This is a genomic window from Bordetella saccharivorans, from assembly GCF_045862855.1.
In the GTDB taxonomy this organism is placed as follows: Bacteria; Pseudomonadota; Gammaproteobacteria; order Burkholderiales; family Burkholderiaceae_B; genus Bordetella_A; species Bordetella_A petrii_F.
In genome coordinates, this window is the sequence record NZ_BAAFZO010000001.1 from 4773195 (window position 1) to 4793503 (window position 20309).

Genomic DNA, 20309 nt, shown 5'->3' on the forward strand with positions numbered 1-20309 from the left:
GAGCCGCTATGACTCTCGACCTGCAAACCACTATTGAAAACGCCTGGGAAAACCGGGGCAACCTGTCGCCAGTCGACGCCAGCGCGGAAGTGCGCGAGGCGGTCGAGCAAACCATCGCCGCGCTCGACCTGGGCCGCCTGCGCGTGGCCGAGAAGACCGAGGCCGGCTGGATCGTGCACCAGTGGGTGAAGAAGGCCGTGCTGCTGTCGTTCCGGCTGCAGGACAACGCCGTCATGGGCCAGGCGCCCCTGCAGTTCTACGACAAGGTGCCGCTCAAGTTCTCGGAATACGGCGATGCCGCGTTCAAACACGGCGGCTACCGCGTCGTGCCGCCGGCCGTGGCGCGCCGCGGCGCCTTCATCGCGCGCAACGTCGTGCTGATGCCCTCCTACGTGAACATCGGCGCCTACGTCGACGAAGGCACCATGGTCGACACCTGGGCCACCGTGGGTTCGTGCGCCCAGATCGGCAAGAACGTGCACCTCTCGGGCGGCGTCGGCATCGGCGGCGTGCTCGAGCCGCTGCAGGCCAACCCGACCATCATCGAGGACAACTGCTTCATCGGCGCGCGCTCCGAAGTCGTGGAAGGCGTGGTCGTCGAAGAGAACTCGGTGCTGGCCATGGGCGTGTACCTGTCGCAGAGCACCAAGATCTACGATCGCGCCACCGGCAAGATCACCTACGGCCGCGTGCCCTCGGGTTCGGTGGTGGTACCCGGCTCGCTGCCCGCCGAGGACGGCTCGCACAGCCTCGCCTGCGCCGTCATCGTCAAGCGCGTGGATGCGCAGACTCGCGCCAAGACCAGCATCAACGACCTGCTGAGGGCCTGATGAGCGCCGACAGTGCCGTACTTTCGCTGGTGCGCGAGCTGATCGCCCGCCCCTCGGTGACGCCCGACGACGTCGATTGCCAGATGCTGCTGGCGCAGCGCCTGGAGCAGATCGGCTTCCGCTGCGAGACCATCGCGCGCGGCGGCGTCACCAACCTGTGGGCGCGGCGCGGCAAGTCCGCCCCGCTGGTCGTGTTCGCCGGCCATACCGACGTGGTCCCCCCCGGCCCGCGCGACAAATGGGACAGCGACCCGTTCGTTCCGACGGAGCGCGACGGCTACCTGTACGGCCGCGGCGCGGCCGACATGAAGAGCTCGATCGCCGCCTTCGTGGTGGCGGCCGAGCGATTCGTGGCGGCCCATCCGCAGCACGAAGGTTCCATCGCCCTGCTGATCACTTCCGACGAGGAAGGGCCGGCGGTCGACGGCACCGTGATCGTCTGCGACGAACTCAAGGCGCGCGGCGAGCAACTGGACTATTGCATCGTCGGCGAGCCCACCTCGGGCGACACGCTGGGCGATACCTGCAAGAACGGCCGGCGCGGCTCGCTGTCGGGCCGGCTCACCGTCAAGGGCATCCAGGGCCACGTGGCCTATCCGCACCTGGCGCGCAATCCGGTGCACCAGTTGGCGCCGGCGCTGGCCGAGATCGCGGCCACCGAATGGGACCGCGGCAATGAGTACTTCCCGCCGACCACCTTCCAGGTGTCCAACCTGCGCGCTGGCACCGGCGCCACCAATGTGGTGCCCGGCGAGGCGGTGGTGCTGTTCAACTTCCGGTTCTCCACCGCCAGCACGCCCGACAGCCTGAAAGCGCGGGTGCACGCGATGCTCGACAAGCATGGGCTGGAATACGACCTGGACTGGGAACTGGGCGGCGAGCCTTTCCTGACCCCGCGCGGCCCGCTGACCGACGCGCTGGTCGAGGCGATCCGCGCCGAGACCGGCGTCGCGGCCGAGTTGTCGACCACTGGCGGCACCTCGGATGGGCGCTTCATCGCCAAGATCTGCCCGCAGGTGATCGAGTTCGGCCCCTGCAACGCCACCATCCACAAGGTCAACGAGCGCATCGAGCTGGCTTCGCTGGAGCCGCTCGCGCACATCTACCGGCGCACGCTGGAAAACCTGCTGCTGCCCCGCTGAGCCAAGGCCTGTATGCCCTCTTCCGACCGACAAGACCTGCGCACACTGCGCGACCTGATCCGCTATGGCGTCTCGCGCCTGGGCGAAACGGGCGCAGCGCTGGGCCACGGCAGCGACAACCCGTGGGACGAAGCCGTCTACCTGGTGCTGCACGCGCTGCACTTGCCGCTGGACACGCTGGACCCGTTCCTGGATGCCCGGGTCCTGCCGCACGAGCGCGCCCGCGTGCTCGAGCTGCTCGACCGGCGCGTCGCCGAACGCGTGCCGGCGGCCTACCTGACCGGCGAGGCCTGGCTGCGCGGCCACCGCTTCCAGGTCGACCCGCGCGTCATCGTGCCACGCTCGCCCATTGCCGAATTGCTGGAGCAGGGGCTGGCGCCCTGGGTGGACGCGGCGGACGTCGAGGCGGCGCTCGACATGTGCACCGGCTCGGGCTGCCTGGCGATCCTGGCCGCGCTGGCTTTTCCGCGGGCGCATGTCGATGCGGTGGACCTGTCCGCCGACGCGCTGGACGTGGCGCGCCGCAACGTGGCCGACTATGCGCTGGAAGACCGCCTGGAGCTGCACCGCAGCGACCTGTTCGACGACTTGCCGGCGCGCGCTTATGACGTCATTGTCTGCAACCCGCCCTACGTGAACAGCGCCTCGATGGCCGACCTGCCGGCCGAGTACCGTCATGAGCCGGCGCTGGCGCTGGCGGGCGGCGCCGACGGCATGGACCTGGTGCGGCGCATCCTGCGAGACGCGCCCCGCTACCTGGCGTCCGGCGGCGTGCTGGTGCTGGAGATCGGCCACGAGCGCGCGCACTTCGAAGCGGCCTTCCCCGCGCTGGAGCCGGTGTGGCTGGAAACCGAAACCGCCAGCGACCAGATACTGCTGCTCACCCGCGAGCAACTGGCCCAGGGCCATTGATTTGTAGGATCCGCTTTTAGTGATACGCGCCTCTGGATTGACCCTGCGCCGCGGCACCAAGGTGCTGCTGGAAGACGCGGACTTCGTCGTGCACCCCGGCGAACGCGTCGGCATCGTCGGCAAGAACGGCGCCGGCAAGTCGTCGCTGTTTGCCCTGTTGACAGGCGCGCTGGACCCCGACGCCGGGGGCATCGACCTGCCGGCCGGCTGGCGTATCGCCGGCGTGCAACAGGAAATCGCCGCTGACGCGCAGGCCGCGCGCGAGTTCGTCATCGACGGCGACGTACACCTGCGGCGCTTGCAGGCGCAACGCGCGGCCCTCGCGGACGATCAAGGCACGCAGATCGCCGAAGCTGAGGCGGCGCTGGTGGAGGCCGGCGCGTGGAGTGCCGCGTCGCGCGCCGAGCAACTGTTGGCCGGCCTGGGCTTCAAGCCGGACGAATGGATGCGTCCGGTGGCGAGCTTCTCCGGCGGTTGGCGCATGCGGCTGGCGCTGGCCCGCGCGCTCATGGCGCCCTCGGACCTGCTGTTGCTGGACGAGCCCACCAACCACCTCGACCTGGACGCGATGCTGTGGCTCGAGAAATGGCTGGCGGCATATCCCGGCACGGTGCTGCTGATCTCGCACGACACGGAATTCCTCGATGCAGTGGCGCGCGCCATCCTGCATTTCGACCATGGCAAGCTGGTGCGCTACCGCGGCGGCTACCAGGACTTCCTCTCCCAGCGCGCCGAGCGCTTGCGCCAGACCAGCCTGGCGCACGAACGACAGGCGCGCGAGGCCGCCCGCCTGCGCAGTTTCATCGACCGGTTCAAGGCCAAGGCCACCAAGGCCAAGCAGGCGCAAAGCCGCGTCAAGGCGCTGGCCCGCATGGAAACGCTGGCGCCGCTGCACGCCGAGGCCGGCATCGATATCCGCATCCCGTCGCCGGATCACATGCCCGACCCCCTGCTGGCGCTCGAACACCTGTCGGCCGGCTATACGGACGCGGCCGGCAATGCGGTACCGATCCTGCAGGACGTGACGCTGATGGTGCGGGCCGGCAGCCGCATCGGCATCCTGGGCGCCAACGGCGCCGGCAAGAGCACGCTGATCAAGACGCTGGCCGAGGAATTGCCGGCGCAGGCGGGCGAACGCCGCGCCTCGCGCGGCCTGGCGATCGGCTATTTCCACCAGCACCAGCTGGACATGCTGGACCTGGATGCCACGCCGCTGGCGCACCTGGCGCGCCTGGCGCCCGATGCCCGCGAGCAGGAACTGCGCAACTACCTGGGCGGGTTCGGTTTTTCCGGCGATGCGGCGACCGGCCCCGTAGGCCCCATGTCAGGCGGCGAGAAGGCCCGCCTGGCGCTGGCGCTGATCGTGTGGCAAAAGCCCAACCTGCTGCTGCTGGACGAACCCAGCAACCACCTGGACGTCGAAACGCGCGAAGCGCTGGCGACGGCGCTGGCCGAGTTCGCCGGCAGCATGCTGCTGGTCTCGCACGACCGGCATCTGCTGCGCACCACGGTCGACAGCTTCTGGATCGTGGCCGATGGCGGCGTGCGCGAATTCGATGGCGACCTCGAGGACTACCGCGACTGGCTGGCCGCCCGCACCGCCCAGGAAAAAGCGGCCGGCGCCACGACGCGCGACCCCTCCGGCGCAGCCGATCCCGTCAATCGCAAGGCCCAGCGCCGGCTCGAGGCGGAGCAGCGCCAGCGGCTGGCCGCCTTGCGCAAGCCGCTGGAAAGCGAGCTGGCCAAGGTCGAGGCAGACATGGAAAAAATCCGCGCGGCGCTGCACAAGCTGGATGATCTCATCGCCGACGCCGACTTGTATTCCGACGCCCGGCGCGCCGAGCGCCAGCAAGTGATGGCCGAGCACGGCGACCTGGGCAAGCGCATGGGCGCGCTGGAAGAACGCTGGCTGGAATTGCAGGAAGCCCTCGAGGGCATCCAGCAAGCCGGCTAGCGCGGGCGCGGCGCCCGGGCATCCCGCCTCACTCGCCGAATACTTCGCAGACGGTGTTGCGCAGCCACTGATTGGCCGGCTCGCGGTGATTGCGGGCGTGCCAGAACACGTTGATGACCGACTCCGGGATCTTCACCGGGCAAGCCGCGGCCGCCAGGCCGAACGGTTCGCAGGCACAATCGGCGAAGCGCCGCGGCACCACGGCGATCATGTCGGTATTCTGCAGGACCGGGCCAACCGCCATGAAATGCGGCACGGTCAGCCGTACCCGCCGCGCAATGCCGTTGCGCGCCATGATCTCGTCCACCACGCCATGGCCGGTGCCCTCGGCCAGGATCGCCACATGCTCGGCGGCCCGGAACTGGCGCAGCGTGACCTGGCTTTCCGCCAGCGGATGGCCGCGGCGGAACAGGCATACGTAGGGCTGGCTGAACAGCCGGCGCTGGAAAAAACCGCTCTTGAGCGCCGGCAGGAATCCCATGGCCAGGTCCATGCGGCCGCGCTCCATCTCGTCGCGCACGTCGATGGAAGTGGTGCGCGCCGTACGGACGGTGACCTCCGGGGCCACCCGCCCCAGGTGCTGCATCAAGCGCGGCAGGAAATAGGTTTCGCCCACGTCATTGACGCCGATGACGAAGCCGCGCCGGCTGCCGGCCGGCTCGAAGCGGGTGCGCGCATTCAGGGTGTCGCGGATCGCGTCCAGCGCGCCCGCCAGGGGCTCGGCCAAGCCCTCGGCGTAGGGAGTGGGCACCATGCCGCGCGAGGTGCGCAGGAACAGCTCATCGCCCAGCAAGCGGCGCAGCCGGTTCAGCGCGTTGCTGACGCCGGGCTGCGACACGCCCAGAGTGGCGGCCGCCCCCGAGACGCTGCCCTGCCTGAGCAAGGCATCGAATACGACCAACAGATTGAGGTCGACATCTTTCAAGTCCATGCTTGTCTCCACCATTATTGATTCTGGTGATCTGCTTTATTCACGAGATTCTATTTATTAATTTCGTGGAACGCACGATGATCGCTCCATAACTACACCTGGAGACATCATGCGCCACCCTGCCCCGCCGGCCGAGCCGGCGCAGTCCTGTACCCGGAACGCCCCATGAGCGGCGCCTCCCCCTCTTCCGCCACGCCCGCCTGGCCCGGCGAAGGGTCCAGCCGGATTCCCTTCGGCGTCTATACCGACGCGGCGCTGCACCAGCGCGAGATGGAGCGCTTCTTCTACCGGGGGCACTGGAATTATGTCGGCCTGGAAGCCGAAATCCCGCGGCCGGGCGACTTCAAGCGCACCGCGATCGGCGAACGTTCGGTGATACTGGTACGCGACAACGAAGGCGCAGTGCGGGTGCTGGAAAACGTCTGCGCACACCGGGGCGTGCAATTCTGCCGCGCGCGCGCTGGCAACCGCAGCGAATTCGTCTGCCCCTACCATCAATGGAATTACGACCTGCAAGGCCGCCTGATCGGCGTGCCGCTGCGGCGCGGCGTCAAGCAGGATGGGCGGGTGCATGGCGGCATGCCGACGGATTTCGACCCCGCCGAGCACGGGCTGACGCAACTGAAGGTCGCCTGCCGCCATGGCGTGGTGTTCGCGTCATTCGACCATGGCGTCGAGCCGCTGGAAGCGTTCCTCGGCCCCGACATCCTGCATTATTTCGACCGCGTGTTCGACGGACGCGAGCTGGTCATACATGGCTACAGCCGGCAGCGCATTGCCGGAAACTGGAAACTGATGCAGGAGAACATCAAGGACCCATACCATCCTGGCCTGCTGCACACCTGGTTCGTGACCTTCGGCCTGTGGCGGGCGGACAACCGCTCCGAGCTGAAAATGGATCGGCACTTCCGCCACGCGGCGATGATCTCGACGCGCGGCCAGGGAGGCAAAGGTTCGGTCACCCAGGGCGTGGCCAGCTTCAAGGAACAGATGCAGCTCAACGACGACCGCTTCCTGGACATCGTTCCCGAGCCATGGTGGCAAGGCCCCACCGCTGTGCTCATGACCCTGTTCCCCAGCCTGATCATCCAGCAGCAGGTCAACTCGCTGTCCACCCGCCACATTCAGCCGGTGGGGCATGACGCGTTCGACTTTGTCTGGACCCACTTTGGCTTTGCCGAGGACACGCCCGAAATGACGCGCCGGCGACTGCGCCAGGCGAACCTGTTCGGCCCGGCCGGCTTCGTCTCGGCCGACGACGGCGAAGTCATCGAGCTGTCGCAGGCCGGCTTTGCCCAGAAGCCATTCCACCGGGCCGTGGCGGAACTGGGCGGCTACGCAGCAGAAAATACCGACCACATGGTGACGGAGACCCTGATCCGCGGCATGTATGCCTACTGGCGCCGGGTGATGGAGGCGTGAACATGGTCGATTTCCCGACGTACCAGGCCCTTGCGCGGCTATATGCCGACTATGCCGCGACGCTCGATGCCGGCGACTGGACGCAATGGCCGGAGTTCTTCGTGGACGATTGCATCTATCGCATCGTGCCGCGCGAGAATTACGACAACGGCCTGCCGCTGGCCACGCTGGCCTTCGAAAGCAAGGCCATGCTGCAGGATCGCGTCTATGCCATCAGCGAGACGATTTTTCACGACCCGTATTACCAGCGCCATGTCGTGGCAGCCCCGCGCGTGCTGGCGGCGGACGCACGCCAGCTCGAATGCGAGGCCAGTTATGCGGTGTTCCGCACCAAGCCGAGCCAGCCGACCACGGTCTTCAATGTGGGCAGGTACATCGACGTGGTCCGCCACACGCCGCAAGGCCTGAAATTCGCCAGCCGCCAATGCGTGTTCGACAGCGAGCTGATTCCAAACTCGCTGATCTATCCGTTATGAAAACCAGGGAATCCTGCCGATGACCACTGCCCTCTGGACCGCTGCCCTGCCGCACGGCGAACTGGCCGCTGACGACGTGACGCCATGGGTTGCGGGCGGCCGCGAAATTGCGCTATATGCGGTGGGCGACGCCGTCTATGCCACCGACAACCTCTGCACGCATGGGCTGGCCCGTTTGTGCGACGGCTTCCTGGAAGGCCATGAAATCGAATGCCCGCTGCACCAGGGCCGCTTCGACGTGCGCAGCGGCAAGGCCTTGTGCGCGCCGCTGAAAGAAGACATCAAGACCTATCCCGTGAAAATCGAAGACGGCATGGTCTACGTGCAGATCTGAGGCGACGCTCAGGAATACGGCCGTTCGCGCCGCTGGCGATGCTGTTCCAGCACAGTATCGATGACCGCCCGCAGGATCGTGGCGGCCAGGTCCGGCGGGACGCCCGCGTCGACGGCCAGCTCGCGGATGCGGGCGAGCTGTTGCTCGACGCGGCGCGGATCGGCGGACTCGAGCCCGTGCGCCTGCTTCAGTTCGTCGAGCATGTCGGTGCAGCGAAAGCGCACCCCCAGCAACAGCATGATCTGCTGGTCGATCTCGTCGATCTCGGCGCGCAGCGCCTGCAGATCGGGCTCGGAAGCATCGCTGCCGGTCATGGCAATCACCCCTGGATGATGTCGAGCTTGGCGATGCCCAGGGCCAGGGTCTTGGCGCCGACATCGCGAAACTGGATCTGTGCCTGGGCGTCCTGGCCGGATCCGCTCAGGCCGATGATGGTGCCGTCGCCGAAACGCGCGTGCCGCACCCCCTGGCCAATACGATACTGCCGGTCGCCGACGGTGACCCCGCTGGTGACGCCGCGCGGCGGGCGCGGCGTAATCGTGCCGGTCGGCCGGCGACCGAACGCGTCGCCATGGCCGCTCCAGGCCGCCGAGGCGCCGAACCCGGCGTGCGCATGGCTGCTGCCGGCGCGCGGCGTCAGCCATTTCAAGTGCTGTTCGGGGATTTCGTCCAGGAAGCGCGACCGCATGGCATAACGCGTCTGACCATGCAGCATGCGGCTCTGCGCCAGGCTGAGATACAGGCGCTGGCGGGCCCGCGTGATGGCCACGTACATGAGGCGCCGCTCTTCCTCGAGCCCCGACGGCTCGAGGATGCTGTTCTCGTGGGGGAACAGGCCTTCCTCCAGCCCGGTGATGAAGACGGCGTCGAACTCCAGCCCCTTGGCCGCGTGGACGGTCATCAACTGCACGGCATCCTGGCCGGCCTGGGCCTGGTTGTCGCCGGCTTCCAGGGCGGCGTGCGCCAGGAAGGCGGCCAGCGGCGTCAGGCCATCAGGCGGCGCATCGGCGCCGAGATCGGGTACGATGCCGGCCGGCAAGCCGTCGTAGTTCTCTTCGGAGGCAAACACGGCCGCCGCGGTGATCAGTTCGTTGAGGTTCTCGAGCCGCTCGGCCCCCTCGCGCTCGGTCTTGTAGTGGGCGACCAGGCCGCTGGCTTCCAGCATGTGCTCGACCAGTTCGGGCAGCGGCAGTTCGCGCGTTTCGTGGGCCATCCGGCCGATCAGCTGGGCGAACTGCGCCAGGTTGGCGCCGCCCTTGCCGGCCACGCGCGCCACGGCGCCGAACAGGCTGGAATCAAGTTCGCGAGCGGCGTCGGCCAGTTGCTCGAGCGTGCGGGCGCCGATGCCGCGCGTCGGGAAATTGACCACCCGCATCCAGGATGTGTCGTCGTGCGGATTGGCCATCAGGCGCAGGTAGGCCAGCGCGTGCTTGATTTCCTGGCGCTCGAAGAAGCGCAGGCCGCCGTAGACCTTGTACGGGATGCCCGCCGAGAACAGCGCGTGCTCCAGTACGCGCGACTGCGCATTGCTGCGATAGAGCACGGCGATTTCGCGGCGCAGGCTGCCTTCGTTGATCAGCGAGCGCACCTCGTCGACCAGCCACTGGGCCTCCATGCCATCGGACGGCTGCTCGATGACCCGCACGGGCTCGCCTTCGCCCTGCTCGGTCCAGAGATTCTTGCCCAGGCGGCCATTATTGTGGCCGATGAGCGCGTTGGCCGAATCGAGGATGTGCCCGTACGAGCGGTAGTTCTGCTCGAGGCGAATGACCGTGCCGCGCGCGTAGTCGCGCTCGAAGTCGGCCATGTTGCCGACATTGGCGCCGCGAAAGGCGTAGATGGACTGGTCGTCGTCGCCCACCGCGAAGATGGCCGCGCCGCCGCCGGCCAGCAGCTTGAGCCACTGGTACTGCAGCGTGTTGGTGTCCTGGAATTCGTCGACCAGGATATGGCGGAAGCGCCGCTGGTAATGCTCGCGGACTGGTGCGTTGCGCACCAGCAACTCGTGGGCGCGCAGCAGCAGTTCGGCGAAATCGACCACGCCTTCGCGCTGGCACTGGGCTTCGTAGAGCTGATAGATCTCGATCAGGCGGCGCCGGTGGCTGTCGTGGGCCTCGAGGTCGCCGGGACGCTGGCCGTCCTCCTTGGCGCCGTTGATGAAGCGCTGCACGTCGCGCGGCGGATACTTTTCATCGTCAATGCCGTTGGCCTTGAGCAGGCGCTTGATGGCGGCCAGCTGGTCGGTGGTGTCGAGTATCTGGAAAGTCTGTGGCAGGCCGGCGTCGCGATGGTGCGCGCGCAGCATGCGATTGCACAGGCCGTGGAAAGTGCCGATCCAGAGGCCGCGCGTGTCGAGCGGCAGCATGGCCGACATGCGCGCCAGCATCTCGCGCGCCGCCTTGTTGGTGAACGTGACGGCCAACAGGCCAAATGGACTGGCCTGGCCGGTTTGAATCAGCCAGGCCATGCGGGTGGTCAGCACCCGGGTCTTGCCGCTGCCCGCCCCGGCGAGGACCAGGGCATGCTGCGGTTCGAGCGTTACGGCGGCGCGTTGTTCAGGGTTGAGCTGCTCTAGCATCATGCCGCGTAGCGGCTCAGGCGTAGGGCGAATTGCTCGAGCCCGGCGATGCCGCTTTGCTGGGCGCGCTGGCACCAGGCCTGCAGGTCGTGCAGCAATTGCTCGCTGCTGGCGCTGGAGCTTTCCCACAGACGGCCGAGTTCGCGGCGCATCTGGACCAGGGTGGACAGCGAGTGGTGCTGCGCGATGGCCTGGTCGACCTCGGCGCGCTGTTCCGGTTGCAGGACTTCTTCGTTGCGGTGCAGCCAGCGGCGCACGCGCTGCAGGCGCGAGGCGGCGGCGCCGTCCTGGGCGGGCTTGAGCTTGGCCAGTTCCTCGCGCGCGGCGGTCTTGACGATGTCGGCGTAGCGCGCCATGACTTCGTAGCGGTGCGTGATGACGCCCTGCAAGGTGCGCAGGTCGATGGCCTTGACGCTGGATTCCAGCTTGAGCTTGGGCGCCACCTTCTTGACCTTGGCCAGGCCGAAGAACTTCAGCACGCTGATGTAGCACCAGCCGATGTCGAATTCGTACCACTTGGCCGAGAACTTGGCCGAGGTGCCGTGCGCATGGTGGTTGTTGTGCAGCTCTTCGCCGCCGATGATGATGCCCCAAGGGAACACGTTGGTGCTGGTATCCGGGCTGTTGTAGTTGCGATAGCCCCAATAGTGGCCGATGCCGTTGACCACGCCGGCCGCCCAGAAGGGGATCCAGGCCATCTGCACCGCCCAGACGGTCAGGCCGATGGCGCCGAACAGGGCCAGGTCGATGCCCAGCATGATCATCACGCCCAGCAGGCTGTGTTTGGAATACAGGTTGCGCTCGAGCCAGTCGTCGGGGGTGCCGTGGCCGAACTTGGCCATGGTTTCCTTGTTGGCCGATTCGAGGCGGTACAGTTCCGCGCCGCGGAACAGGACTTTCCAGACGCCGAACAGCATCGGCGAGTGGGGATCGCCCTCTTTCTCACATTTGGCGTGGTGCTTGCGATGGATGGCGACCCATTCCTTCGTGACCATGCCGGTGGTCATCCAGAGCCAGAACCGGAAGAAGTGCATGACCGCGGGATGCAGGTCGAGGCCGCGATGCGCCTGGCTACGGTGCAGGAAGACCGTCACCGACACGATGGTGACGTGCGTCAGCGCCAGCGTGTACAGGACGATCTGCCACCAGGTGGCTTGGGCAAGCCCCCCGGAAAGGAAGGAAAGGAATTGATCCATAAAGCTTTTTTAAGCCTCGCTTGAAGTTGGCAGGCAGTTTAGCCTACCTGGTTTGCATATGACAGCGTGGTTTCAAAATAGTTTTCAAATCAAGGGCTAAGCTTGCATTTTCGCACTGCGCCGACATGGCGTCCATGCACGGTAGATGGGGCCGGCCTGCCCTTTGCACACCCCCGATTGTACGTTTTGCTACACAATCGCTGGCAAAATGCTGGCTGCTTCGTCTGGGCCCGCGCACTGGCCCGCCTTGGACCATGATATTGCCGCAATACGCCCGAACTATATGTCCCTTTTTGTTCGCGGGGCTGCTTGCCGGCGCGGCCGCCCAGGAGGCCCCGGCCGCGGAAAGCCCCCGGACGATCGCCGTGGGCCAGGAGATCCTGCTGGCAAGCTACCATGAAGTCCATCCGGCCTCGTGCCGTCCTTTGCGCGCTCCGCTGGTGCGGATCACCACCCCGCCGCGGCTGGGCAGCGCCACTGTCGTACGCAGCCAACAGATGCCGGTCGACACCGGGCGCTGCCAGACAGTGGCGGCGCCGCTGGTGCAGGTACGCTACCGGGCCCGCCAGCCCGGCGCCGACTGGCTGGCCTGGGAGGTCGCCTACCAGGACCGCGCTACCGGCACGCAGCGCGTCCGCGCGCAGATCCAGGTGCGGCCGGACAACCGCGTCCGCTAGACGGGCTCCGCTTCGGTCCCGGCGGGCTCGACGGCCTGGGCCGGTTCGGCCCCCGCCGTTGCTTTCTTGCGCTCGAACACGGCCGCGAAGAACCCGTCGGTCCCGTGGATATCAGGCCGCAATTGCACATAGGGGCCGGTCAGCTCGAGGCCGGCGCAGCGGTTGGCAAGCAGCGCCGCGCCGTCGACCAGTTCAAAGTCGGGGTGGGCGGCCAGGAACTGCTCCGCCTGCACCTGGTTTTCCTCGGCCAGCAGGCTGCAGGTGGCATACACCAGGCGGCCGCCCGGGGCGACGCAGCGGGCCGCGCTATTCAGGATGCGCGCCTGCAGGGCGCCCAATTCGGCCAGGGCTTCCGGGTGCTGGCGCCACTTCAGGTCGGGATTGCGCCGCAGGGTGCCGATGCCGCTGCAAGGCGCGTCGACCAGCACGCGCTGGGCCTTGCCCGCGAGCCGCTTGACGCGCGCATCGTTCTCGCCATCGATCGCCACCGGCACCACATTGGACAGGCCGCTGCGCGCGAAACGCGGCTTGGCCCGGGCCAGCCGGGCGGCCGACACATCGAAGGCATACAGGCGGCCGGTTGAGCGCATCAGCGCCCCCAGCAGCAGGGTCTTGCCGCCCGCGCCGGCGCAGAAATCGATGATCATTTCGCCGCGGCGCGGCCCCACCAGCAGCGCCAGCAGCTGGCTGCCCTCGTCCTGGACCTCGAGGCTGCCGTTCTCGAATTGCGGCCAGCGGTTGACCGCGGGCCGGCCAGCCAGGCGGATACCCCACGGCGAATACGGCGTGGGCTGCGGGTCGAAGCGCGCCGCCGGGCCCTCGCGCAGCCCAGCCAGCACGGCGTCGCGCTCGGCCTTGAGCGGGTTGACGCGCAAGTCCAGCGGCGCCGGCCGGTTTAGGGCGGCCATCAGCGCGTCGGCATTGTCCAGGCGACCCAGGCGTTCGTCCAGCCAGTCCGGCATGCTGGCGCGCACGGCGCGCGGCAGCGCGGCCTGCTCGATGTGGCCGACGCGCTCCAGCCACTCCGCCTCGGCCGCGTCGAGCCCGTCGCCCAGGGCCTGGCCTCCCAGGGTGGCGGCCAGGCCCAGGATGGCCAGGCGCCGCGAGGCGGGACCGACGCCGCTTTCCGAGAGCCGGCGGTAGCGTCGCAGATGGCGCAGTACATCGTAGACGGCCTCGGCCACCTCGCCGCGGTCGCGCGCGCCCAGCGCCGGATGGGCGCGCAGCCAGTGCGACAGCGCGGCGTCGGCGGGATAGGTCCACTGCAGGATCTCGCCCAGCGCGCGCTGCACCTGGTCGATGCGGATCACCGCGGGCGGGGTGCGGGGCTGCGTGGCCGGCCGGCCAGCCGGCGGACGGCGGACGCCGCCGCGCGCCGGCGCGGGACGGCTGGAGGCGGAGGAGCCGGCGCTGCGTGGCCGGGAGGCAGGGTTCTTGCTCATGATTCTTCCAGTGAGGCCGGGGCCGCAGCCCCGGCCGGCAAAACTACCAGGGGATGCCGCCGGCTCAGGCCGCGGCCTCCCCCATGAACAGTCGTTGCGGCTCGCCATCGACCTCGACCCGCTGGTCGGGCGTCAGGCGCACCCGACCCTGCGCCAGCCAGCGCACGGCGGCCGGGTAGACCTGATGCTCCACGGCCAGCACGCGCGCGGCCAGGGCCTCCGGCGTATCGCCGGCCAAGACCGGCACGCAGCCCTGGGCGATGATCGGCCCGTGGTCCAGCACCGGCGTGACGAAATGCACGGTGCAGCCATGCAGGCGCACCCCGGTGGCCAAGGCCTGGGCATGCGTGTGCAGGCCCGGGAACATGGGCAGCAGCGACGGGTGGATATTCACCAGGCGACCGGCGTAATGATTGACGAAGGCCGGCGTCAGCACCCGCATGAAACCGGCCAGCAACACGTAGTCGGGGCCATGGCGGTCAATTTCCTGCGCCAGGGCCGCATCGAAGGCTTCGCGGCTGGAGAAATCCTTGTGGTACAGCGCGGCCGTGGCGATGCCCTGCTCTTGTGCCCACTGCAGCCCCGCGGCATCCGGGCGGCTGGCGATCACGGCGCCGACCTCGGCCGGCCATGCCTCGTCGCGGCAGGCGCGCACCAGGGCTTGCATATTGCTGCCGCGCCCCGAAATGAGGATGACCAGGCGGCGCGTGGACGAAGGCGATTGCGGCAAGATGAAATATTCCCAGGGCAGACCAACCCAAAATTGTAAACTCTCGGACGTGAAAACCTCGCTGCACCTTTACCGAACCGTGCCGCCGCCCGCGCGGCGCACCCCCTGCGCGCTGACCATCGGCAATTTCGACGGCGTCCACCGGGGCCACCAGGCCATTCTGGCGCGCCTGCGGCAAGCCGCCCAGGAGCGCGGGCTGGCGCCCACGGTGATGACTTTCGAACCGCATCCGCGCGAATACTTCGCCACGCTCAACCAGCGTCCGGAGCTGGCCCCCACCCGCATCACGGGCCTGCGCGACAAGCTCGAGGCGCTGGCCTGCCAGGGCGTCGCACGGGTCGTCATCGAGCGCTTCAATGCGCGCCTGGCCGATATGTCCGCCAACGCCTTCATCGAAGACCTGCTGGTGGGCGCCATGCAGACGCGCTGGCTGCTGGTGGGCGAGGATTTCCGCTTCGGCCGCAAGCGCAGCGGCGACCTGGACCTGCTGCGCGAGGCCGGCATGGTGCATGGCTTCGAAGTGCAGACCCTGGCCGACATCACCGACCGGCACGGCCACCGGGTATCCAGCTCGGAAGTCCGCACGGCCCTGGCGGTGGGCGACCTGGCCCGCGCGCAGCACCTGCTGGGCCGCCCGTTCCATATCAGCGGCCACGTCATCCACGGCCAGAAACTGGGCCGCACGCTCGGCTTTCCCACCATGAACCTGCGCGTGGCGCCGCGCTGCGCCGCCCGCTCGGGCATCTATGTCGTACGGGTCCACGGGCTGGGCGCAAGCGCCCGGCCGGCGGTGGCCAGCCTGGGCGTGCGCCCCACCGTCGAAGACCACGGGCGCGTCCTGCTCGAAGCCCACGTGCTGGATGGCCCCGTCGACGCATACGGTAAACTCGTGCGGGTCGAGTTCCTGCACAAACTGCGGGACGAAGAAAAGTTTCCCGACCTCCCTTCCCTGACTGCCGCCATCGCCGAAGACGCGCGAAACGCGCGCGCCTATTTTGCCGTTCATGGACTATAAAAAGACCCTCAACCTGCCCGACACCCCGTTTCCGATGCGGGGCGATCTCGCCCGCCGCGAACCCGCCTGGGTCGCGCAGTGGGAAGAAAACCACGTATACCAGGCCATCCGCGCCGCCAGCCGCGGACGCCCCCGCTTCGTGCTGCACGACGGGCCTCCGTATGCCAACGGCGACATCCATATCGGGCACGCGGTCAACAAGATCCTGAAGGACATCATCGTCAAGAGCCGCAACATGGCCGGCTACGACGCCCACTATGTGCCGGGCTGGGACTGCCACGGCATGCCGATCGAGATCCAGATCGAGAAGAAGTTCGGCAAGCACCTGCCCGTCACCGAGGTGCAGGCCAAGGCGCGCGCCTACGCGCTCGAGCAGATCGACCGCCAGCGCAAGGACTTCAAGCGGCTCGGCGTGCTGGGCGAGTGGGACCGCCCGTACCTGACCATGAACTACAGCAATGAGGCCAACGAGATCCGGGCGCTGGGCCGCATTCTGGAAAAAGGCTATGTGTTCCGCGGCCTGAAGCCGGTGAACTGGTGTTTCGACTGCGGCTCGGCCCTGGCCGAGGCCGAGGTCGAGTACGCCGACCGCGTCGACCCGGCGGTGGACGTGGCCTTCCCCTTTGCCGACAAGCCCGGCCTGGCCGCGGCCTTCGGCCTGGACAGCGTGGACGACGGCGCCGTGGTGATCTGGACCACCACGCCCTGGACCATCCCCGCCAACCAGGCGCTGAACATGCACCCCGAACTGGAGTACGCCCTGGTGCGCGTCACGCCGGCGCCGGCGCACGGCCCGCTGCTGCTGCTGGCGCGCGAGCGCGTCGAGGCCTGCCTGAAGGCCTGGGGCCTGCAAGGCGAGGTGATCGCCACCGCGCCGGGCGCGGCGCTGTCCGGCCTGCGCTTCCACCATCCGCTGGCGGCCGCCGATGCCGGCTACGCGCGCACCTCCCCGGTCTACCTGGGCGACTACGTCACGCTGGACGCCGGCACGGGCGTGGTGCATTCCGCGCCTGCCTACGGCATCGAGGACTTCGTCTCCTGCAAGGCGCACGGGCTGGCGGACGACGACATCATCAGCCCCGTCCTGGGCGACGGCAAGTATGCCGACAGCCTGCCGCTGTTCGGCGGGCTGACCATCTGGGACGCCAACCCGCGCATCATCGAAGCCCTCCAGGGCGCGGGCTCGCTCATGCACGTGCAGAAGCTGTCGCACAGCTACATGCACTGCTGGCGCCACAAGACCCCGGTCATCTACCGCGCCACCAGCCAATGGTTCGCGGGCATGGATGTCAAGCCGGCCGACGGCGGCCCCACGCTGCGCGAAAGCGCGCTGGCGGGTATCGACGCTACCGCGTTCTACCCGGCCTGGGGCCGGGCGCGCCTGCACGCCATGATCGCCAACCGCCCCGACTGGACGCTGTCGCGCCAGCGCCAATGGGGCGTGCCGATGGCGTTCTTCGTGCACAAGGAAACCGGCGCCCTGCATCCGCGCACCCCGGAACTGCTCGAACAGGTGGCGCAACGGGTCGAACAGCACGGCATCGAAGCCTGGCAATCGCTCGACCCGCGCGAATTGCTGGGCGACGAAGCCGACCAGTACGAAAAGAACCGCGACACCCTCGACGTCTGGTTCGATTCCGGCACCACCCATGCCACCGTGCTGGGCGGCCGGGACCAGGTGCTGGGCGGCTCGCACGGCGCCGAGTTGGCCTGGCCGGCCGACCTGTACCTGGAAGGCTCGGACCAGCACCGCGGCTGGTTCCATTCGTCGCTGCTGACCGGCTGCATGCTGTTCGGCCAGCCGCCCTACAAGGCGCTGCTGACGCACGGCTTCGTGGTGGACGGCCAAGGCCGCAAGATGAGCAAATCGGTGGGCAACGTGATTGCCCCGCAGAAGGTCTCGGACTCGCTCGGCGCCGAGATCCTGCGCCTGTGGGTGGCCTCGACCGACTACTCGGGCGAGCTGTCCATTTCCGACGAGATCCTCAAGCGCGTGGTCGAAGGCTACCGCCGCATCCGCAATACGCTGCGCTTCCTGCTGGCCAACCTGGCCGACTTCGATGCGGTCAACCAGGCGGTGCCGTACGGCGAGCTGTTCGAGATCGACCGCTACGCGCTGGCCATGACAGCGCAGATGCAGGCCGAAGTACTGGGCCACTACGAACGCTACGATTTCCATCCCGCCGTATCGCGCCTGCAGACCTTCTGCTCCGAAGACCTGGGCGCGTTCTACCTGGACATCCTCAAGGACCGCCTGTACACCACGGCGGCCGACAGCGCCGCGCGGCGCTCGGCCCAGACGGCGCTGTTCGACATCACCCAGGCGCTGCTCAAGCTGATGGCGCCGATCCTCTCGTTCACCGCCGAGGAGGCCTGGAAGACGCTCGCCGACTCGGCCCTGAAGCACCAGGCCGACGCCTCCCGCGTGACCATCTTCACCGAGGTCTATCACGTCCTGCCGCCGTTCGCCGACGCCGATGCGCTGGCCGCCAAATGGGGCCGCCTGCGCGCCATCCGGGCGGAAGTGCAGCGCAAGCTCGAAGAAGTGCGCACCGCCGGCGCGATCGGCTCGTCGCTGCAGGCCGAGGTGGACCTGTACGCGGCCGGTGCCGACCACGATTTGCTGGCCAGCCTGGGCGACGACCTGCGCTTCGTCCTGATCGTCTCGCGCGCCAGCGTGCATGCCGGCGCGGGCGAGTTGCGCATCGAGATCGCGCCATCCGCGCACAAGAAGTGCGAGCGCTGCTGGCACTGGCGCGCCGACGTCGGCAGCGATGCCGACCATCCCGAGATCTGCGGCCGCTGTGTCTCCAACCTGTTCGGCGCGGGCGAACCGCGCGCCAAGGCGTAACGCGATGGCGCCCGCCACCAGCCCGCCCGCGGACCGGCCGGGCCGCGCTCCGCGCCTGGCCCATTGGCTCGGCCTGGCGGCCGTGCTGATCGTGCTGGACCAGGTCACCAAGCTGTACTTCGACTCGGCTTTCGAGTATGGCGAGCGGCTCAATGTGCTGCCGGTTTTCGACCTGACGCTGGTGTACAACCGCGGCGCGGCCTTCAGCTTCCTGGCTTCGGAAGCCGGCTGGCAACGCTGGTTCTTCACCGCGCTGGGCATCGTCGCGGCGATCGTCATCGTCTGGCTGCTCAGGCGCAACCAGGACCAGCCGCGCTTCAGCCTGGCCCTGACCCTGATCCTGGGCGGCGCGCTGGGCAACGTGATCGACCGCGTGGCCTACGGCCACGTGATCGACTTCCTGCTGTTCTACTGGAACGACTGGTATTACCCGGCGTTCAACCTGGCCGATGTCTGCATCACCTGCGGCGCCGTCCTCCTGGTGCTGGACGAACTGCTGCGCGCGCGCTCGGCCCGCAGCCGGTAGGCGACCGTTGGCGCTTAAAATGGCGTTATTCTCCTCAACCCCTTGCTGACGGCGCCGCGCGCGCCGGCCCGCCCATGCTCGACCTCGCCCGCAAACGCATCGTCCTCGGCCTGACCGGCGGCATCGCCTGCTACAAGATCGCCGAACTGGTGCGACGCCTGACCGAACAAGGCGCCACGGTCGACGTCGTCATGACCGAGGCCGCCACTCATTTCATCACGCCCGTCACGCTGCAGGCCCTGTCCGGCCGGCAGGTGTATGTCGATGCCTGGGACGCGCGCATCGCCAACAACATGGCGCACATCGAGCTCACCCGCGGCGCCGATGCCGTGCTGGTGGCGCCTGCCAGCGCCGATTTCATGGCCAAGCTGGCGCACGGGCTGGCCGATGACCTGCTCTCCACGCTGTGCCTGGCGCGCGCCTGCCCGCTGCTGGTCGCGCCGGCCATGAACCGCGAGATGTGGGCCAACCCGGCCACCCAGCGCAATGTCGCGCAGCTGCGTGCCGACGGCATCGCCGTGCTGGGTCCGGCGTCAGGCGAACAGGCCTGCGGCGAGACCGGCGACGGCCGCATGCTGGAAGCGCACGAACTGCTGGCCGACCTGATCGCCTTCTTCCAGCCCAAGGTGCTGGCCGGCCGCCACGTGCTGCTGACCGCGGGGCCGACTTCCGAGCCGGTCGACCCGGTCCGCGTGCTGAGCAATCGTTCCTCGGGCAAGACCGGCTATGCGCTGGCCCGGGCCGCGCGCGAAGCCGGCGCCCGGGTTACGCTGGTCACGGGCGCCACCGCCCTGCCCCTGCCGCGCGGCGTGGTCGCCCTGCCTGTCACCACCGCTCGCCAGATGCACGACGCCGTCATGGCCAATGCCCACGACGCCGACGTATTCATTGCCGTGGCGGCCGTGGCCGACTGGCGCGTCAAGAACGTCAGCAGCCAGAAGCTGAAGAAGACCAGCGAAGGCGGCGGCGCGCCGGTGATGGAGTTCGAGCCCAATCCCGACATCCTGGCCGAAGTGGCCAAGCTGCCCGACGGCCCGTGGTGCGTCGGCTTTGCGGCCGAGACCGAAAAACTCGCCGAGCACGCCGAGGCCAAGCGGGTACGCAAGGGCATCCCGCTGCTGGTCGGCAACCTGGCCCACAAGGTCATGGATGCGGACACTACCGAACTGGTGCTGTTCGACGCCAACGGCACCCATCCCCTGCCGGCAGGCTCCAAGCTGGATGCGGCACGCCGCCTGATCGCCGAAATCGCGGCGCGGCTGCCTGCGGGCTGAAGTGGCGCAGGCCGAGGCT

At 68.2% G+C, this 20309-nt stretch carries 18 protein-coding genes; 12 read left to right on the forward strand and 6 right to left on the reverse strand.

From position 1 onward, the window contains the following. Positions 1-8 precede the first annotated feature (8 nt). The 4 genes from dapD to ACKTT0_RS22870 are packed head-to-tail and all read left to right on the forward strand — an operon-like array spanning position 9 to position 4838. Positions 9-830, forward strand: coding sequence for a 2,3,4,5-tetrahydropyridine-2,6-dicarboxylate N-succinyltransferase (gene dapD, locus ACKTT0_RS22855; RefSeq protein WP_407852030.1), 822 nt, complete (start codon positions 9-11; stop codon positions 828-830). Then, positions 830-1972: a succinyl-diaminopimelate desuccinylase gene (dapE, locus tag ACKTT0_RS22860; protein WP_407852031.1), complete on the forward strand. Its 1143-nt coding sequence runs from the start codon at positions 830-832 to the stop codon at positions 1970-1972. The genes dapD and dapE overlap by 1 nt, the downstream gene beginning before the upstream one ends. A gap of 12 nt (positions 1973-1984) precedes the next feature. Continuing rightward, positions 1985-2884: a 50S ribosomal protein L3 N(5)-glutamine methyltransferase gene (gene prmB / locus ACKTT0_RS22865; RefSeq protein ID WP_407852032.1), complete on the forward strand. Its 900-nt coding sequence runs from the start codon at positions 1985-1987 to the stop codon at positions 2882-2884. Positions 2885-2903: 19 nt separating this feature from the next. After that, entirely contained in the window at positions 2904-4838 is a 1935-nt protein-coding gene (locus ACKTT0_RS22870) for an ABC-F family ATP-binding cassette domain-containing protein (protein WP_407852033.1), read from the forward strand. A gap of 28 nt (positions 4839-4866) precedes the next feature. On the opposite strand, the gene ACKTT0_RS22875 is transcribed toward ACKTT0_RS22870, so the two are convergent. After that, entirely contained in the window at positions 4867-5769 is a 903-nt protein-coding gene (locus ACKTT0_RS22875) for a LysR family transcriptional regulator (protein WP_407852034.1), read from the reverse strand. Between the two features lie 165 nt (positions 5770-5934). Here ACKTT0_RS22875 and ACKTT0_RS22880 point away from each other — a divergent pair, with 165 nt between their 5' ends. Genes ACKTT0_RS22880 through ACKTT0_RS22890 form a run of 3 tightly spaced genes read left to right on the forward strand, consistent with a single transcriptional unit; the run spans position 5935 to position 8001 of the window. Then, positions 5935-7191 (forward strand): aromatic ring-hydroxylating dioxygenase subunit alpha, encoded by a 1257-nt coding sequence (locus ACKTT0_RS22880; protein ID WP_407852035.1) that lies wholly within the window; start codon positions 5935-5937, stop codon positions 7189-7191. A gap of 2 nt (positions 7192-7193) precedes the next feature. After that, complete coding sequence (locus ACKTT0_RS22885) at positions 7194-7667, forward strand: aromatic-ring-hydroxylating dioxygenase subunit beta (protein WP_407852036.1); 474 nt, start codon at positions 7194-7196, stop codon at positions 7665-7667. 19 nt (positions 7668-7686) lie between these two features. Next, positions 7687-8001, forward strand: a complete 315-nt coding sequence (locus ACKTT0_RS22890) for a non-heme iron oxygenase ferredoxin subunit (RefSeq protein WP_407852037.1) — start codon at positions 7687-7689, stop codon at positions 7999-8001. Positions 8002-8009: 8 nt separating this feature from the next. Here ACKTT0_RS22890 and ACKTT0_RS22895 read toward each other — a convergent pair whose 3' ends face one another. The 3 genes from ACKTT0_RS22895 to ACKTT0_RS22905 are packed head-to-tail and all read right to left on the reverse strand — an operon-like array spanning position 8010 to position 11775. Then, positions 8010-8315 (reverse strand): chorismate mutase, encoded by a 306-nt coding sequence (locus tag ACKTT0_RS22895; RefSeq protein ID WP_407852038.1) that lies wholly within the window; start codon positions 8313-8315, stop codon positions 8010-8012. 5 nt (positions 8316-8320) lie between these two features. Continuing rightward, positions 8321-10582 (reverse strand): UvrD-helicase domain-containing protein, encoded by a 2262-nt coding sequence (locus tag ACKTT0_RS22900; protein ID WP_407852039.1) that lies wholly within the window; start codon positions 10580-10582, stop codon positions 8321-8323. Continuing rightward, the gene (locus ACKTT0_RS22905) at positions 10579-11775 is read right to left on the reverse strand and encodes a DesA family fatty acid desaturase (RefSeq protein WP_407852040.1); all 1197 of its coding nucleotides are present in this window, start codon (positions 11773-11775) and stop codon (positions 10579-10581) included. Before ACKTT0_RS22905 ends, ACKTT0_RS22900 begins: the two co-directional genes overlap by 4 nt. Positions 11776-12140: 365 nt before the next feature. On the opposite strand from ACKTT0_RS22905, the gene ACKTT0_RS22910 reads away from it, so the two are divergent. After that, positions 12141-12452: a hypothetical protein gene (locus ACKTT0_RS22910; protein WP_407852041.1), complete on the forward strand. Its 312-nt coding sequence runs from the start codon at positions 12141-12143 to the stop codon at positions 12450-12452. On the opposite strand, the gene ACKTT0_RS22915 is transcribed toward ACKTT0_RS22910, so the two are convergent. Beyond that, complete coding sequence (locus ACKTT0_RS22915) at positions 12449-13894, reverse strand: RsmB/NOP family class I SAM-dependent RNA methyltransferase (protein WP_407852042.1); 1446 nt, start codon at positions 13892-13894, stop codon at positions 12449-12451. The genes ACKTT0_RS22910 and ACKTT0_RS22915 overlap by 4 nt on opposite strands. Positions 13895-13958: 64 nt before the next feature. Further along, the gene (purN, locus tag ACKTT0_RS22920) at positions 13959-14561 is read right to left on the reverse strand and encodes a phosphoribosylglycinamide formyltransferase (RefSeq protein ID WP_407852486.1); all 603 of its coding nucleotides are present in this window, start codon (positions 14559-14561) and stop codon (positions 13959-13961) included. Between the two features lie 112 nt (positions 14562-14673). On the opposite strand from purN, the gene ACKTT0_RS22925 reads away from it, so the two are divergent. The 4 genes from ACKTT0_RS22925 (at position 14674) to coaBC (ending at position 20290) form a co-directional block, all read left to right on the forward strand. Continuing rightward, entirely contained in the window at positions 14674-15639 is a 966-nt protein-coding gene (locus ACKTT0_RS22925; protein ID WP_407852043.1) for a bifunctional riboflavin kinase/FAD synthetase, read from the forward strand. Then, positions 15629-18490 (forward strand): isoleucine--tRNA ligase, encoded by a 2862-nt coding sequence (gene ileS / locus ACKTT0_RS22930; RefSeq protein ID WP_407852044.1) that lies wholly within the window; start codon positions 15629-15631, stop codon positions 18488-18490. Before ACKTT0_RS22925 ends, ileS begins: the two co-directional genes overlap by 11 nt. 4 nt (positions 18491-18494) lie before the next feature. Continuing rightward, positions 18495-19016 carry a signal peptidase II gene (lspA, locus tag ACKTT0_RS22935; RefSeq protein ID WP_407852045.1) on the forward strand — a complete coding sequence of 174 codons (522 nt, stop codon included), beginning with the start codon at positions 18495-18497 and terminating at the stop codon, positions 19014-19016. Positions 19017-19090: 74 nt separating this feature from the next. Next, complete coding sequence (coaBC, locus tag ACKTT0_RS22940; RefSeq protein WP_407852046.1) at positions 19091-20290, forward strand: bifunctional phosphopantothenoylcysteine decarboxylase/phosphopantothenate--cysteine ligase CoaBC; 1200 nt, start codon at positions 19091-19093, stop codon at positions 20288-20290. The last annotated feature ends 19 nt before the right edge of the window (positions 20291-20309 follow it).